The sequence below is a fragment of the Akkermansia muciniphila genome (assembly GCF_900184965.1).
GTDB lineage: Bacteria > Verrucomicrobiota > Verrucomicrobiia > Verrucomicrobiales > Akkermansiaceae > Akkermansia > Akkermansia muciniphila_A.
Genome location: NZ_FXYA01000199.1, coordinates 177300 through 191108, shown reverse-complemented (window position 1 = coordinate 191108; position 13809 = coordinate 177300). Strand labels below are relative to the sequence as shown.

The 13809-nt window shown below is 56.9% G+C and carries 11 protein-coding genes and 1 pseudogene; 3 read left to right on the top strand and 9 right to left on the bottom strand.

Annotation, left to right across the window (positions count from 1 at the left end):
* Positions 1 to 257, bottom strand: a pseudogene (locus CI070_RS08015) (hypothetical protein); the annotation flags it as partial.
* On the bottom strand, positions 229 to 1449 hold the full coding sequence (gene larC, locus CI070_RS08010; RefSeq protein WP_143245627.1) for a nickel pincer cofactor biosynthesis protein LarC: 1221 nt from the start codon (positions 1447 to 1449) through the stop codon (positions 229 to 231). The gene larC and the pseudogene CI070_RS08015, both read right to left, overlap by 29 nt.
* Positions 1450 to 1649: 200 nt before the next feature.
* On the opposite strand from larC, the gene CI070_RS08005 reads away from it, so the two are divergent.
* The gene (locus tag CI070_RS08005; protein ID WP_094136501.1) at positions 1650 to 2660 is read left to right on the top strand and encodes a polyprenyl synthetase family protein; all 1011 of its coding nucleotides are present in this window, start codon (positions 1650 to 1652) and stop codon (positions 2658 to 2660) included.
* 178 nt (positions 2661 to 2838) lie between these two features.
* Here CI070_RS08005 and CI070_RS08000 read toward each other — a convergent pair whose 3' ends face one another.
* Together CI070_RS08000 and CI070_RS07995 are read right to left on the bottom strand one after the other, a co-directional pair.
* Positions 2839 to 4194, bottom strand: a complete 1356-nt coding sequence (locus CI070_RS08000; protein ID WP_094136500.1) for a POT-type proton-dependent oligopeptide transporter — start codon at positions 4192 to 4194, stop codon at positions 2839 to 2841.
* A 145-nt stretch (positions 4195 to 4339) separates the two neighbouring features.
* Positions 4340 to 6115, bottom strand: a complete 1776-nt coding sequence (locus CI070_RS07995; protein WP_094136499.1) for a peptidylprolyl isomerase — start codon at positions 6113 to 6115, stop codon at positions 4340 to 4342.
* Positions 6116 to 6434: 319 nt separating this feature from the next.
* On the opposite strand from CI070_RS07995, the gene sufT reads away from it, so the two are divergent.
* Complete coding sequence (sufT, locus tag CI070_RS07990; protein WP_094136498.1) at positions 6435 to 6980, top strand: putative Fe-S cluster assembly protein SufT; 546 nt, start codon at positions 6435 to 6437, stop codon at positions 6978 to 6980.
* A gap of 6 nt (positions 6981 to 6986) precedes the next feature.
* The gene (locus CI070_RS07985; RefSeq protein ID WP_094136497.1) at positions 6987 to 7460 is read left to right on the top strand and encodes a hypothetical protein; all 474 of its coding nucleotides are present in this window, start codon (positions 6987 to 6989) and stop codon (positions 7458 to 7460) included.
* 227 nt (positions 7461 to 7687) lie between these two features.
* On the opposite strand, the gene CI070_RS14145 is transcribed toward CI070_RS07985, so the two are convergent.
* From CI070_RS14145 to nuoL, 5 genes are all read right to left on the bottom strand, one after another.
* Complete coding sequence (locus CI070_RS14145) at positions 7688 to 7816, bottom strand: hypothetical protein (protein ID WP_256943703.1); 129 nt, start codon at positions 7814 to 7816, stop codon at positions 7688 to 7690.
* Between the two features lie 26 nt (positions 7817 to 7842).
* Positions 7843 to 8727 (bottom strand): DUF3472 domain-containing protein, encoded by an 885-nt coding sequence (locus CI070_RS07980; RefSeq protein ID WP_094136496.1) that lies wholly within the window; start codon positions 8725 to 8727, stop codon positions 7843 to 7845.
* A 353-nt stretch (positions 8728 to 9080) separates the two neighbouring features.
* Positions 9081 to 10463 (bottom strand): NADH-quinone oxidoreductase subunit N, encoded by a 1383-nt coding sequence (locus CI070_RS07970; protein ID WP_094136494.1) that lies wholly within the window; start codon positions 10461 to 10463, stop codon positions 9081 to 9083.
* Between the two features lie 51 nt (positions 10464 to 10514).
* The gene (locus tag CI070_RS07965; RefSeq protein ID WP_094136493.1) at positions 10515 to 11939 is read right to left on the bottom strand and encodes a complex I subunit 4 family protein; all 1425 of its coding nucleotides are present in this window, start codon (positions 11937 to 11939) and stop codon (positions 10515 to 10517) included.
* 22 nt (positions 11940 to 11961) lie between these two features.
* A complete protein-coding gene (nuoL, locus tag CI070_RS07960; RefSeq protein WP_094136492.1) occupies positions 11962 to 13794 on the bottom strand; it encodes an NADH-quinone oxidoreductase subunit L in 1833 nt (610 codons plus the stop codon).
* Positions 13795 to 13809 lie beyond the last annotated feature (15 nt).

The following is a 13809-nucleotide window of genomic DNA, read 5'->3' as shown; positions in this document are numbered from 1 at the left end:
GGCGGGATGGGAAACGCCAGTTTTTCCTGCCGGACGCCCAGGCGGCGGCATAACGCCGTGCTGTCCCGCACTTCCTCCTCCATCACGTAGGGCGTTTGCGCGGTCAGGGCCAGGCAGTGATCCGCTCCCAGGATTCGGACGGCGGCGGCAAGCAGCACACTGCTGTCCAGCCCCCCGGACAAAGCGACGGCAAGGCGCTCCCTGGGGAGAAGGACGGCGCGCAGCCGTTCAAACGGAGTCTGTGGCGTCGTCGTCATGGGAAGGTGTGGGAAAAAGCCCCATCAGCTGGCATTTCTCCAGAGGCAACCCGGTCTTTTCCGCCAGGGTTCTGCAATCTTCAAATTCCGCTTTCCGGTGATGGGGTCGGCCGTGCATAAAAGAAGTTTTTACATGAACCGTTCCATGGGGCGTAGGGACAGGGGCGCTTTCCCGGCGCAAAAGATGGCGGAGCGTGCCATGTTGCCTGATGCCCGGCGTGCTGCTGTGCAGGAAGAAGGCTTCCCGCACGCGGTCCGTCTGTTCCGGCAGGCACAAGGCGCAAACCTTGACCGCCAGACGGCCTTTCTTCATGCAGACGGACTCCTGCCAGGTATCCAGAGCGCCTGCCTCCATCAGCTTTTCCGCCAGGTAGGCTGTTTGTTCCGGCGTCATATCGTCTATATTGGCGCACAGCTCCGTCAGCAGTTCCGGGGAAGTTTCCACTTCTTCCGTTTCTACCAGCATCACCCGGAGAATATTCGGTATGGACAGTCCCTGTCGGTGGCCTATCCCATAGCCGGTTGCGGTAATCCGGCCTGCCAGCGGAGAGGGGACGGGCTGCGCCAGGGCGGCAATGTAGGCGGCTCCGGTGGGTGTAGTGGCCTCATGGGCGGTTCCATTCAGGGTGGCCCGGAAATGTTTCGCCAGCAAAGCCGTTGCCGGCGCAGGAACGGGCATTGTTCCGTGCTGGCAGGTTACGGTGCCGGACCCCAACTCCACCGGTCCGGTGAAAACGGCGTCCACCCGGAGCATTTCCAGGCAGATGGCGGCTCCCGTGATATCGATGATGGAATCCACTGCGCCCACCTCATGGAAATGTACTTCCTCAGGAGCCGTGCCGTGTACGCGGGCTTCCGCCTCCGCCAGCAGGGTGAAAATAGAAAGGGCCGTCCGCTTGACGGTGTTGGAAAGGGCGCTTGTCTCAATAAGTGTTCGTATATCAGCCATAGTCCGGTGGTGGTGCGCATGGCTGCAGCCGGAATGCCCTTCTTCCTCCGTCAGCACGTCAATCCGGGTTCCCTGGATGCCGTGTTGCTGCGCCCGGCGGCATTCCAGTTTCCACTCCCCGTGCACATGCAATTTGGACAGTTCCCGTTCCAGGTTTTCCCGGTCCGCTCCCAAATCAATCAGGGCGGCCAGATTCATATCTCCGCTGATGCCCGCGCTGCAATCATAGACCAAGGCTCTCATGATGGCCCAGTGTAGAAGGAAAATCTCCTGGCTCAAGGTCAAAATGAGCCTTATCCCGGGAGGGGGCCGGCGCCTGGCAAATCGGGTTTGGCGGATTGCCGTTCGGTTATGAAAAGATGTCCTGTGAAATACATTGCTAGGGAACTTTAAATATGCCACAATCCCCGCGGCGCTGACCAGCGCCGCCCCCGTTCTATATCATGTCCATTCCGTTCTTTTCGAAATTACGATCCCAGAAGCACTATCTTCAACTGGTTAAGCCGGAATTGAAGCAGGTTTCCGAGTTTGTTGAAGCGCAATCATCATGTTTTGACCCGGAGGTGGCCGATTACATGGAGACGGTATGCCAGTCCAAGGGCAAAATGCTCCGGCCTGCCCTGGTTCTGCTGGTTGCCGGCGCTACGGGCGGCGTCAAACCGGCCCATATCCGGCTGGGCGCTCTGCTGGAAATGGTGCATCTGGCTTCCCTCGTGCATGATGACGTGATTGACGGAGCTGATAAACGCCGGGACGAGGCTACGGCGAATGCCCTCTGGGGCAACAGCCTCGCCGTACTGCTGGGGGATGTTCTCTTTTCCCATGCCATGGTGCTGGGCACGGAATTCGGCAGCACGGAATTCTGCCGCAGGCTGGCGAATACCGTCAGGAACGTATGCCAGGGGGAAGTGGCCCAGTCCAGCCGCCTGTATGATCTGAGCATGACCCGGGAGGAATATTTTGAAATCATCCGGAAAAAAACCGCTTCCCTTTTCTCCGCGGCTACGGGGGGCGCTGGCTGGATTTCCAGAGTAACCCCGGAAGTGGAAGAATCCCTCTATCAGCTGGGGGATCTGCTGGGTGTAGCCTACCAGATTTACGACGACTGCCTGGACATGGTGGGAGATGAAGACGACGCCGGAAAGACGCTTCATACGGACGCCACCAAGGGCAAGCTGACCCTTCCCATCTTCAATTTGCTGGAATGCGGTGACAGGAATGTGGAGGCGACCCTGCGGGACGCCATTGAAAACCGTGAAGTAGTGGATTACTCCGCCTTTCAGGATAATCCCGTTTTTGCGGAGGCGCTGGACAAGGCGATTCAGGTAGCGCTGGAGAAAAACGAGGCGGCCCGCGAAATCCTGTGGCTCCTTCCCCAAACGGAATACCGTGAAGCTTTGGCGGAGATGACCTTTTATATGGACGAGCTGCTTAACGACTGCCGTATCTCCTGACCTTCTTCAGAACTTTTTGTCCGGTCATATCCTCATGTAATTTGTGTCTTCCGGAGCTTTCCCGAAAGGAAACCTGACGGAGGGAATGGCCGGGCTGCATGTTGCTCTCTTACGGCCCGGTTGTTTTTCAAGACATGATTAAACTCCGGCCATATGTTCGGGAACGGCGGCGCTTTCTTTATTCCGTTTTTCCGTACCTGCGCGCCCGGAAGGAGTAGGCTACCGCCACCACGGCGGCCAGTACGGCGTACAGGATGAAGCGGTCCGTGGAAATGGCGTTGGCTGCTTCTCCGTTGGACAGGAAAAAAGTAATTGCGGCCACCAGCATGTTGCCCGCAAAAATCGTGAGGTTCCAGAAGCTGGTGATGAGGCTTTTTAAATGCGCCGGAGCTTGCGTATAGGCAAATTCCAGGCCGGTGGTGCTGACCAGGATTTCAGAGATGGTGAGTACGCAGTAAGGAATCAGCTGCCATGCGATGGACATGGAGGCTCCTTCTTCCAGCCGGTATTGCAGGAAAGCGACAATCAGGAATGTAGCGGAACTAAGGGCCAACCCCGTTCCGAGACGCACTAGGGGCTTCGCCAGTGTTGCCGCCCTGGGATAAACAAATACGGTGATGAGGGGGATAAACACCATGACAAAAATGGGATTGGCCGCCTGGATTTGGGCCGGCCCGATGGACCAGGAACCGCCCGGAAGCGGGATGGAAAGAGGAATCATCCTGCTGCCCTGGGCCACCCAGGAGGAAGCCGTCTGTTCGAAAATGGACCAGAATGGGATGATAAAGGCAAAGATGGAAAGGATTTTCAGGATGTGCCTGGTGTCTTCCACGGCAGAAGTTCCGCAGCGTTGTTCCGCGTTTTTCCAGCCTCCGTGGAACAGGATGATGAAAAGGACTTTCCAGAAGCCGGCCTGGCCGTTGTTCCGGTCCGGAGACGTTTTGTGGTATTTTTTGCGGCCCAGCCAGAAGACGAAAGTGGCGACTCCCATGAAAAGACCCGGGACGGCAAACGCCCAACTGTACCCGTAATGCTGTTCCATGGCCGGAATGACCAGGAAGGAGAAGAAGGAACCCAGGTTGATGGCCCAGTAGAAGGCATTGAAGGCCTTGGTCATTAACTGCGGGGACTTATTGGGAATCTGGTCTCCCATAAAAGCGGAGACGCATGGCTTGATGCCTCCGGCTCCCAGCGCGATGATGAACAGGCCCGCCATGAGAATGTAACGGCGCGTTTCAATGGTGTGGAAAAGATCCGCCGTTGCCAGAACTCCGTGCCCTACGCAGTAAAGCAGGGAAATATAAAGAATGGTTTTATATCGGCCCCAGACCTTGTCCGCCAGCCATGCCCCCGCCAGGGGAAGCAGATAAACCATTCCCACAAAGATATGGAGGGTGGAGGTTGCCCAGTTGTCGCTCATCAGCAGGTGGCCCGTCATGTACAGCATGAGGATGGACTTCATGCCGTAGAAGCTGAAACGTTCGCAGGCTTCCGTTCCGATGATGTATCTGGATTGGGAGGGCAGGGCGCTCATTGGATGATGAAAAGGCAGAGGATGGAGAGAATAATAAAAATGATGGCCTCCGGGCGGAGGCCATCATGGTGAATGCGTTCAGACGGCGTTCAGGGCCTGTGAAAAGGAGACGGGCGCACTGACGGTTGTCATGAAAGGAAAAACGTTAGCGTTCCTGATTCAGGATGGGGGCAATTTCCACCTTGTATTGGGCAATGCACGCTTTCAGCCAGTCCAGCATGATCATGGATTTTGCCTGGGCAGTCAGAGCCGGGGCAATTTGCTGGGTAGCTTTGATTTGGAATTCCGGCGTATCCTCCAGTTCGCGCTTGACGAGCTGGGTCAGCAGGATGCCGTCCCCTGTGTTGATGGGCTGGGCCATCTGGCCGGGGTTGATGACGGAAACCGCCTGGAATACTTCTTCAGGAGCCGGGAGTTCTTTGGGAGGGGCCAGGCGGGAATTCATGGCCCGTTCCAGAAGAGACTGGAGTTCTTCCTGTGTTTTGGCGTTTTGCAGGTTGACGCTGCTCAAGAGTGCGTTCGGATTAATAAAGGGGCCGTAAGCGCCGGTTTTGGCGCCGGCTTTTCCGGCGATGGCATTGAACTGTTCCACAGGGTTCTCCGCCTTCTGCAGTTCCGTATTGAGTTCCGTAGCTGCCTTGTTCATGGATTCAACGGTCATGCTTTCCAGCAGGTCGGCACGCGCGCTGTTGCGGGCAGACTCGTAAGGCAGGGCTTTGACCGGAGTAACGCCTTCCAGGCGGATCAGGACGACTTGCCCGTTTTCCAGCACCTGCATGGTGCTGATCTGTTCGGCCCCGGTTTTGGCGCGCGCTTCTTCAATGGCCTTGGCATCCGCATCCGCATTCAGGGCGGGGGCTCCCGTCAGGGAGAAAGCCACATCCAGCAGATTGGCGCTGCGTCCGTCGGAAGCGGATTGGTTGATTGTCTGGTTGATTTCCTGAGGCGCGTTTTTGCGCGTTACGGCCGTGTAAGATTTTTTCTCCATTTTGCAGACGCCGGGAGCCTTGGCCAGGGCTTCGCTGATGGCCTGGTCCATGTTCCTGCCGTTGGTGGCGTTCAGCGGTTCCCAGATGTCATTTTCCACCAGGTTCATGGTCTCCATGGTGGCGTTGGAAATGTCGCCGGGCTTGGGAGCCTGGGCATCTCCTGCGGGGATAAAGGTGTAAACGGTGAAGAAGCGCGCTTCTTCATTCTTGTAATTTTCCTTATGCTTGTCCCAGAAGGTTTTTATTTCCTCTTCTCCGGGATCCGTCTTGGGACGGAAGGCGCTTTTTTCCAGGAAGGCGGTGTTGATGGTAATCTGCTGGCTGTTGGATTCGGCGACAGCTTCGGCAAAACCGGGCTCCACGGAAATACCCCCGGTCAGCACGTCCTTGATGCGTTCCAGGCTGATGGTGTCTTCCATCAGTCCGCGCAGCAGTTCCTCCTGCAGCTTTTTACCCATGTTGCCGCGCATGGAAATGAAATTGTCGTATTTTTGGGGGTCGAAAACGCCTTTGTCGTCCTGGAACTCTGGAATCTTGCAAATGGCATCGTCAATTTCCGTGGTGCTGGGCGTCAAGCCCAGGCGTCCCGCCTCCCGGCGGATAATGCCGCGGTAGGCCAGAAAAGCCGCATTGGGGTTATTTGTTTTCAACAGGTAGCAGAGTTCGCGCAGATTTTCTTCCGAGCTGAAATTGTCCTGAAGCAGCGGGCCGAAGGTGGAAGGGAAGGAAAAAGCCACGGACAGGCCGGTCCTGCCCATGTTGTTATAATCCTTTTCCCCATAAGATTTCCCATCCACGGAAACGAAAGTCTGCTTGAACATGCCGGTCAGGGAGCCGCCGCTTACGTCCCCGCCGATGAACATGAGGCCCACAAACACCAGGGCCATGGCTGCCATGATGACGATTGTATGTTTACGTAAGTAATCTAGCATGGAATGTCAGGTTGAAAATGCACATGCAGCCGGGGCAGCCCGGACAGCCCGAACTTTTTACACTTTTTCCCTCCGCTAGGCAAGAACGAAGCTCTCCGCTTCCGGCGGCTTTTCCAAAACATGGCGGCATGCTCTTTCCTGTCATGAAGGGCTTTCCCGGTCGGGGCAGAACAGTTTTTGACCTCGACGGTGATGCAAATACGCCTTATGTTGCTCCTGCGCGAAAGATTCCGGGAACCATGGGTCGGTTCTGCCCTATGGCGTTCGGATGCCTCCGGCGCGTGTCCATAGTCGGATATTCCTTTAATCGCAAGGATTTATGCTGAACCAGGTAATAGAACTCAAAAGAGAAGTGACGGCGGTCCAGATCCCCAGCGGGGATGTGCTCACCCTGCCGGAAGGGGAACGCGTGTATGTCACCCAGATACTGGGCGGCTCCTATACTGTGGCTACGGACCATGGCCTGGCCCGTATTTCCAGGGAGAACGCGGACGCCCTTGGCGCTGGAGCGGAAGAACCTTCTCCGGAAGCGGCTGCGCTGGATGAGAACGCCACACTGGAAGAAAGGGTCTGGGATACGCTGAAATGTGTGTATGACCCGGAAATTCCCGTGGACATCGTCAACCTGGGCCTGATCTATGATGTGACTGTCATTGAGCTGGAGAACGGCCTTCACCATGTGGCGGTAAAAATGACCCTCACGGCGCCCGGCTGCGGAATGGGCCCTCATCTGGTCATGGAAGCCAAGGACCGTATTGAAGCGTTGGAAGGGGTGGAGGCCGCGGATGTGGAAATGGTGTGGGATCCCCCCTGGAACCAGGACATGGTCAGCGAGGAGGGCAGAATGAAACTCGGATTGATCTGATTTTCCATGCCGGTAACGTTGAAATTATCAGATGAGGAAGCGCGTGATTTGGCGGAAATGCTTTCCACCGCCGCCACGGTGGCTGCCTCCAACCAGCAGGACGGGGCGGAAGCGCGCCTGGCTGCGTGGGGAAATTTGGTTTCCCGGCTGATGAAGGAGCTTTCCGTCACTCCCAAATTGAAAGGGCGCATTGCCTATGCGGAGGACCTGGGCGGCTATGCCTTCACACGGGAATATGAAGAAAACGCTTTTTTCCAGGATTGCCTGGATGAATATCGGGATAACTCTTTCTGGGCGGATCTCGTGACGCGTATGGCGGACAAGGCCATCAGCGAACACCTGGGAGCGGAATATTTTGAAAACATGCCGGAAGAGGAACGCCGCCGCACTGCGGAAGCCCTGGAAAAATCCCTGTGGCAGGAATGCGCCAGATACGGCATTGACCGGCTGGGCTTCATCCTGCCCCCGTCAGACGGGTAAGGAGAAAAAACGTTTAAAAATCCTGTGAACCGGGGCGGCTCGCAGGTTCGGGCGCGATTTGCACGCATACCCTGGGGAACACCGGTCCGTGTTGCCTTTCTGCCGGGAAAATACTCCCTTATATCCGTCCTGTTTCAGGTCTCGGGAACATGCGCGCTTTCTGGATGCGGCAAAATGATCCGGGGGATTGTTCAGTCCTGCGTACGGCGGTTCACCGCATCGGGACCTTATTCCTCCGCATTTTCCGGCAGTGGCGGGGTAGGGCTGCCCAGGTGTTCTGTTTCCTTGGGAGTGGAGAGCACCTTGTAATACGCCCATGCGGCGGCGGCCAGTACGCCGCCGATGGAAACAATCATGGTTAACCAGCCGGTTGGGGACATAATCAGTTCATGTTCTCCTGAACTAGACTGGTAACGGTCTTGTCAGGCAGGACGAGTTTAATATTTTGGGGCAGGGGGCGATTTTGGAACAGCTTGAAATCCGTCATTTTCGTGCTTCCCCCCGTCTGAAGCAGCACGGAACCATCAGGTTGGATATTCGCCATGACGTTGGTGGAAGGGGTTCGGTCGCCGGTGAACGTTACGCTGGTATTGGGATGCCATTTGCCGTCCTTGTACGCGAAGCTTGGGCCAAAGAAGGCTCCGCGGGCCTTCTTGGCGGATTCAAAATTGCGCATAAAATCTTCCACGAATCCGACGGAGAAGGAAAGCTCCTTTTCCGAGGAATGCGTTTTCCATTTGGAAATAAGATCCCAGGACTTGTTTTTGTTATTAAAGTAATAGCCGCTGATTTCCTTGAATTTGCCCATTTTTTTGACGCAGACGAGGAAGCGCATCTCCTCCCCGATTGTCCAGGGATAATCCACGAAGCTTTGTCCGCCTGTCCCTTCACCGCCAAAACGTCCGGAGCGTGCATCTTTGCCCAGTTTTACCAGCTTGGTGCGTTCTTCTTCCGGAACGTCGTTGGGGTTGTCCCCGTGTGCCACCGGATCCCAGATGGAAAAGATGATTACTTTTTTACCGTTGGATTGTTCCTGAAAACCGATATAGCCGTCATCAAAGTTCATGGCGCAGAAGTAGGTGCCGGGAACGGATGTTTTGGCTTTTACTACATTGTACAGGGCGCTCGCCTGGACGGGATGTCCCTGCTGATTGATATGGACGGAACGGCACTGGCGCTTGGCCAGCAGTTCCGGGTCCTGTGCTTGCAGGATAGTTCCGGAAAACAGGGCGGCGCAAATGACGGCGGTGGAGGTTAAAAGACGCATGGCTGTGAATGATTGATGGTTGTCTGCCTGATGACCGGAGGAAGGGCAGGCAAATAATTAGAACAGGCTAATTACGGTTGTCCTGAGGGAAATCTCGCATGCAGGCCGCACTTTTTTCACAATTTTTCCGGCATGAATATGATAAAAGAAATGTATGGCTCAGGCGAATTGCTCAGGATCCTGAAACGGCTGAAATCGTAAGCCCGGAAGGCCGGGCAGCTGCAACCTTTCCTTCTCCCTTCCGTTTTCGGCCGGCCGGCGCGGAACACGCGGCTTTTCCTGAATGAGGAAGGCCGTTCTGCGAACAATTCGGAGAACGGCCTTCGGAATCATGGGCGGAAAGGAAGCGTTTGTTACCGGATGGGATTCAGGAACAGAGGCATCAGGCCCCCCAGCACGATGAAAATGGAGAACGCGGCCAGCATGACTCCGGAAATGACCGGCACCTGCACGGGTTCCGCGTTTTCTGCGGGTTTGTCCCAGTACATGGAGCGGATGACCTTGAAGTAATAGTAAAACCCGGACGCTGCGCAAACGATCATGACGGGGAGCATCCAGCCCAGGTACAGCCCCGTATTGATGACGTGCACGAAAGAAATCATTTTGGCGAAAAATCCGGCCGTCAGCGGCACGCCCGCCAGGGAGGCGAACATGATGGTGACAGCCAGGGCCAGCCGGGGATTGGTTTTGCCCAGACCGCGGAACGCGGAAATTTCCTCGCTTCCTCGCTGGATGCGAATCATGGCAAGGGCGAAAAAGGCGCCGAAGGTCATGACCAGGTACACAGCCAGGTAGAACGGAGCGTTCGGAGCCAGCTGGCCGTCCACAGTACCGATGAATAAGGGAAGGATGAAGCCTGCCTGCGCGATGGAGGAATAACCCATCATGCGTTTCAGATTCGTCTGGGTAATGGCGCCCAGGTTGCCCACCAGCAGGGTAGCGGCGGCCATCAGGGCTACGACGAATTCGACGGGGGGCAGCGCGGCGAATGGGGCCAGGATGATGCCGAGCAGGGCGAATCCGGCTACTTTGGAGGCTACGGAAAGGAAAGCCGTCACCGGAGTGGGAGCTCCCTGGTACACATCCGGAATCCACAGCTGCATGGGAACTGCGCCGATTTTGAATGCTGTGCCGAGCAGCAGCATGGCGAGGGCCAGGTACATGGCGGGGGCTGTCTGGTCGGCCAGAGCGTGGCTGACGATGGTTTCATTATAAATGAATGTTCCCGTAATGCCGAAATACCAGGCCAGGCCGAAAACGAGGAATCCCGTGCTGACGGCGCCCAGAATCAGGTACTTGATGCCCGCTTCCGTGGAACCCAGGTTCCGCCGGAAATAGCCTACCATGATGAAGGAGCTCAGGGTGAGCACTTCCAGGGAGACGAACAGTTCCACCAGGTTGGAGGCCTTGCACAGGGAGGTGATGCCTACGCAGGCCAGCAGGGGCAGGATGTAGAATTCCCCCGTGCCCTCCTGGGATTTGGAGTCATTGGAGGAAAAGTTGATGACGGCCCGGAAATCTACGGAAAGCAGCAGGGTGACAGCTGTGGCGACGAGCGCCAGGATGATGTAGGTATTGTCATAGAGCCCTTCCATGTAGAAGGGAAGCATCGCCAGGGTTCCCGCCGCGCCAATCAGCCCGAAAAAGAATTTGGGCGTTTTTTTGCAGAAGGTCTCCGCCAGAAGCAAAAGCATTGCCAGGCCGGCCAGGATAAATTCCGGAATATACGCTTGCATGGGTAAAAGAAAAATCAGGTTAAACTAGGATTGTATTCGGAAGAGGGGAAATCAGGAGAAGAACTGAAGCACCAGCGTGGGGAAGAAGCCGAAGACCGCCAGGGCGATGACCAGGAAGCAGTTGGCCGCCCGTTCGGAGGGAAGCAGTTCCGTGGCGTAGGCGGAGGCTTTGGACAAATCCCCCTGGAAGATGTTACGGTAGGCTCTCAGCATGTATACCGCGCCGATGACCAGCCCCCAGAGGCACAGGATGGTGGCGATTTGAACGGGGCCGAAGCCGTTGCTGAAACCGGCGAACCCGGAGAAAAAGACCATGAATTCCCCAGGGAAATTGGCGAGGCCGGGGAGGCCGATGGAGGCCATGCCCGCCAGGCCGAAAACGAAAGCCATGCGCGGCAGCTTGGTGCCCAGTCCGCCCAGAGAGTTGATTTCCAGTGTGCCTGTCTGCTTTTCAATCTGTCCGCAGAGCAGGAAGAGAAGGGCGATTGTCAGGCCATGGGCCAGCATCAGCAGAGCAGCCCCTTTCAGCGCCCAGGGATTGGCTTCCGCGGAACCGGAAACCACCAGGGCGGCGAAAGCCAGGAAAATATAACCCATGTGCATCACGGAGGAGTTGCCCAGCAGCAGGTCCAGCCTTTTCTGGTTGACGGTCACGTAACCCACCCAAATGACATTGCAGACAAGCAGAACCAGCAGGATGTTCGTCCAGGGAAGGAATCCTGTTTCCATCAGCGGCTGGAACATGAAGAGCCCGTACAGGCCAAATTTCTTAAGGACTCCGGCGTGCATCATCGCTACCGGAGCGGGTGCGGATGCGTAGGCGGGGGCTGCCCAGGAATGGAAGGGGAAAAGGGAAATCAGCGTGCCGAATCCGGCGATGAGCAGAGCTCCGATAAGTTCCGCATGGGCAAGTTCGCGTCCGCTGGCCATGAAGTCTTTCAGGCCGGAGAAGGTGAAGCCCGCCTGCGTGCCGATCATCAGCAGGGCGGCCAGCAGAACCATGGAGGCAAGCCCCAGGTAAAGCGTGGCGCGCCAGGCCGTGGTGCGGCGGTCGCCGCGTCCATACAGGCCGATCATCACGAAGGTGGGGATAAGAGCCAGTTCATGGAAGGCGAAGAAGGAGATCATGTTGTCGGACAGAAACGCCCCGGTGGCGCCTGCGGAAATCAGAAGGGCGGAATTGTACCAGGAAGCTTCCCCCCCCTGGGGAGGGTTGGTGCCCAACACGGAGGCGAAGGTAACCAGGATGGTCAGCAGCAGCATTACTTTGGACAGGGCCGGAGCCAACGTGAGCTGGAGGTCCATCCCTTCAAAGCGGGACCAGCAGGAGGAACAGCCGTCAAAGCTAACCAGGGCCCAGATGCCGAGGGCCAGCGTCAGGGTGGCGCTGAGCAGGGCTGTCGGGCGTGCGGGCGCCTTGCACAGACCGATGAGGGCCGCGGCAATCAGAGGAATGAGAACAAGCCAGATAAGCATGGTATGTGATTGGTTGGTTAGGTTAGCAGGAATAGAAGACGGTAAAGTAAATGACCAGGAGCAGGCCAATGCCGAAGAGGGCCGTATAGGCGGCCATATTGCCGGACTGCAGACGGCGCAGCAGGGAGCCTATGGCGGCAGTCAGCCGCGCCAGTCCGCCCACGATGAGGCCGGAGATGATGAACTGGTCCATAAAGTCGATGATGGCGGCCAGAACTCCCTGGATGCCCCTGACCAGCACCTTATCATAGAACAAGTCGATATAAAGGCGGTTGGCGAGAGCCCGGGAAACAACATTGCCGGAGAGCTTGTCAGAAGCCGGGGAACCTGCGTAGAAGGCAGCCGCAAGCAGGATCCCGAGCACCAGCGCCCCCATGGAGACGTAGAAAGGCATGCCCATGTGGAAGCTTTCGGAAACGAATCCGTTGAAAGGAACCAGCCTGTCTGCGATAAATCCGTAGCCGGAGATGAGAGCCAGGACCGCCAGAATCAGCAGGGGAACCAGCATGAGGCCGCCTACTTCCGAAGCGTGTTCCGAGCTGTGGCTGCGGCTCCTGCCGAAGAAGACCACAAAGATGACGCGCATCATATAGAAGGTGGTCAGCAGGGCAACGCCCGCGCCGATCCAGAAGAAGACCGGGTTTTTGTGAAGGGCTGCTTCCAGAATGGCTTCCTTGGAGAAGAAACCGGACGTGAACGGAATGGCAATCAGCGCCATGGTGGCGATGATGAAGGTGAGGGAGGTCAGCTTCATGCGTTTCATGATGCCGCCCATTTTCCAGATGTCCTGTTCATGGTGGCAGGCGAAGATGATGGCCCCGGCGCCCAGGAAGAGCAGGGCCTTGAACCACGCGTGGGTGAAGAGGTGGAACATGGCTGCCTCCCCGGCCAGCAGCCCCAGGGCCATGACCATGTAGCCAAGCTGGGAGAGGGTGGAGTAGGCCAGAACGCGTTTGATGTCATTCTGCTGGGTAGCCATGAAGGCGGCGATGACGGCCGTAATGGCCCCGATGCCGGTAATGACGTTGCAGGCCAGGGCGGGGAAAGCCTCAATGCCGATGGAGTATTGAACGCGCACCATCATGTAAACGCCGGCGGCTACCATGGTGGCCGCATGGATCAGGGCGGAGACGGGGGTGGGACCTTCCATGGCGTCCGGAAGCCAGACGTGCAGCGGGAATTGGGCGGATTTGCCCACCGCTCCGCAGAAAAGGCACAGCACCGTAATGTTCAGCAGGTTTTTACTGATTCCTGCGGGTATTTCCATCAGGCTGAAATCCAGCGTGTTGGTCAGCGCCCAGAGGGTCAGAATGCCGATCAGGAAGCCGAAGTCCCCGACGCGGTTGCAGATGAAGGCTTTTTTGGCGGCGTTGGCGGCAGTGTCCCGGGTGTACCAGTGGCCGATGAGCAGATAGGAGGAGAGGCCTACCAATTCCCAGAAGATAAAGGTCATGGCGATGTTGTTCGCAAGGACGATGCCCGTCATGGAGAACATGAAAAGGCTCAGGCACGCGAAGTAGCGCGTTTTCGCCTTGTCGTCCGCCATGTAACCCAGAGAGAAAACATGGACCAGCAGGCCGATGCCCGTGACCACCAGCATCATGCGGGAGGAAAGGGGATCCAGAATGAAGCCCAGATCCACGGAAAAGATGTCGGAAATCGGAAGCCAGGAGAAGGAGGCAGACCCGGTCCGGTCCAGCAGGCCCAGGGAAAGAACGAAGGTCGCCAGGCAGGAGAAGGTGGAGGTGAGGGCCGCGACGTTAGGACGTTTGGTCAGCAGGAACCAGTCAAAGGCGGCTACGACCAGCGGCAGGAAGAGCAGAAGCCAGGTGTATTGAATATCAATATTGAACATATTCGTGGAGTAGTG

What these genes read in the sequence shown, in the direction of transcription:
- CI070_RS07965 (WP_094136493.1), bottom strand. Translation starts at nt 11,939, where the DNA reads ATGCTTATCTGGCTTGTTCTCATTCCTCTGATTGCCGCGGCCCTCATC.
- CI070_RS08005 (WP_094136501.1), top strand. Translation starts at nt 1,650, where the DNA reads ATGTCCATTCCGTTCTTTTCGAAATTACGATCCCAGAAGCACTATCTT.
- CI070_RS08000 (WP_094136500.1), bottom strand. Translation starts at nt 4,194, where the DNA reads ATGAGCGCCCTGCCCTCCCAATCCAGATACATCATCGGAACGGAAGCC.
- CI070_RS07985 (WP_094136497.1), top strand. Translation starts at nt 6,987, where the DNA reads ATGCCGGTAACGTTGAAATTATCAGATGAGGAAGCGCGTGATTTGGCG.
- larC (WP_143245627.1), bottom strand. Translation starts at nt 1,449, where the DNA reads ATGAGAGCCTTGGTCTATGATTGCAGCGCGGGCATCAGCGGAGATATG.
- CI070_RS07980 (WP_094136496.1), bottom strand. Translation starts at nt 8,727, where the DNA reads ATGCGTCTTTTAACCTCCACCGCCGTCATTTGCGCCGCCCTGTTTTCC.
- CI070_RS07970 (WP_094136494.1), bottom strand. Translation starts at nt 10,463, where the DNA reads ATGCAAGCGTATATTCCGGAATTTATCCTGGCCGGCCTGGCAATGCTT.
- sufT (WP_094136498.1), top strand. Translation starts at nt 6,435, where the DNA reads ATGCTGAACCAGGTAATAGAACTCAAAAGAGAAGTGACGGCGGTCCAG.
- CI070_RS07995 (WP_094136499.1), bottom strand. Translation starts at nt 6,115, where the DNA reads ATGCTAGATTACTTACGTAAACATACAATCGTCATCATGGCAGCCATG.
- nuoL (WP_094136492.1), bottom strand. Translation starts at nt 13,794, where the DNA reads ATGTTCAATATTGATATTCAATACACCTGGCTTCTGCTCTTCCTGCCG.
- CI070_RS14145 (WP_256943703.1), bottom strand. Translation starts at nt 7,816, where the DNA reads ATGATTGTTTCCATCGGCGGCGTACTGGCCGCCGCCGCATGGGCGTAT.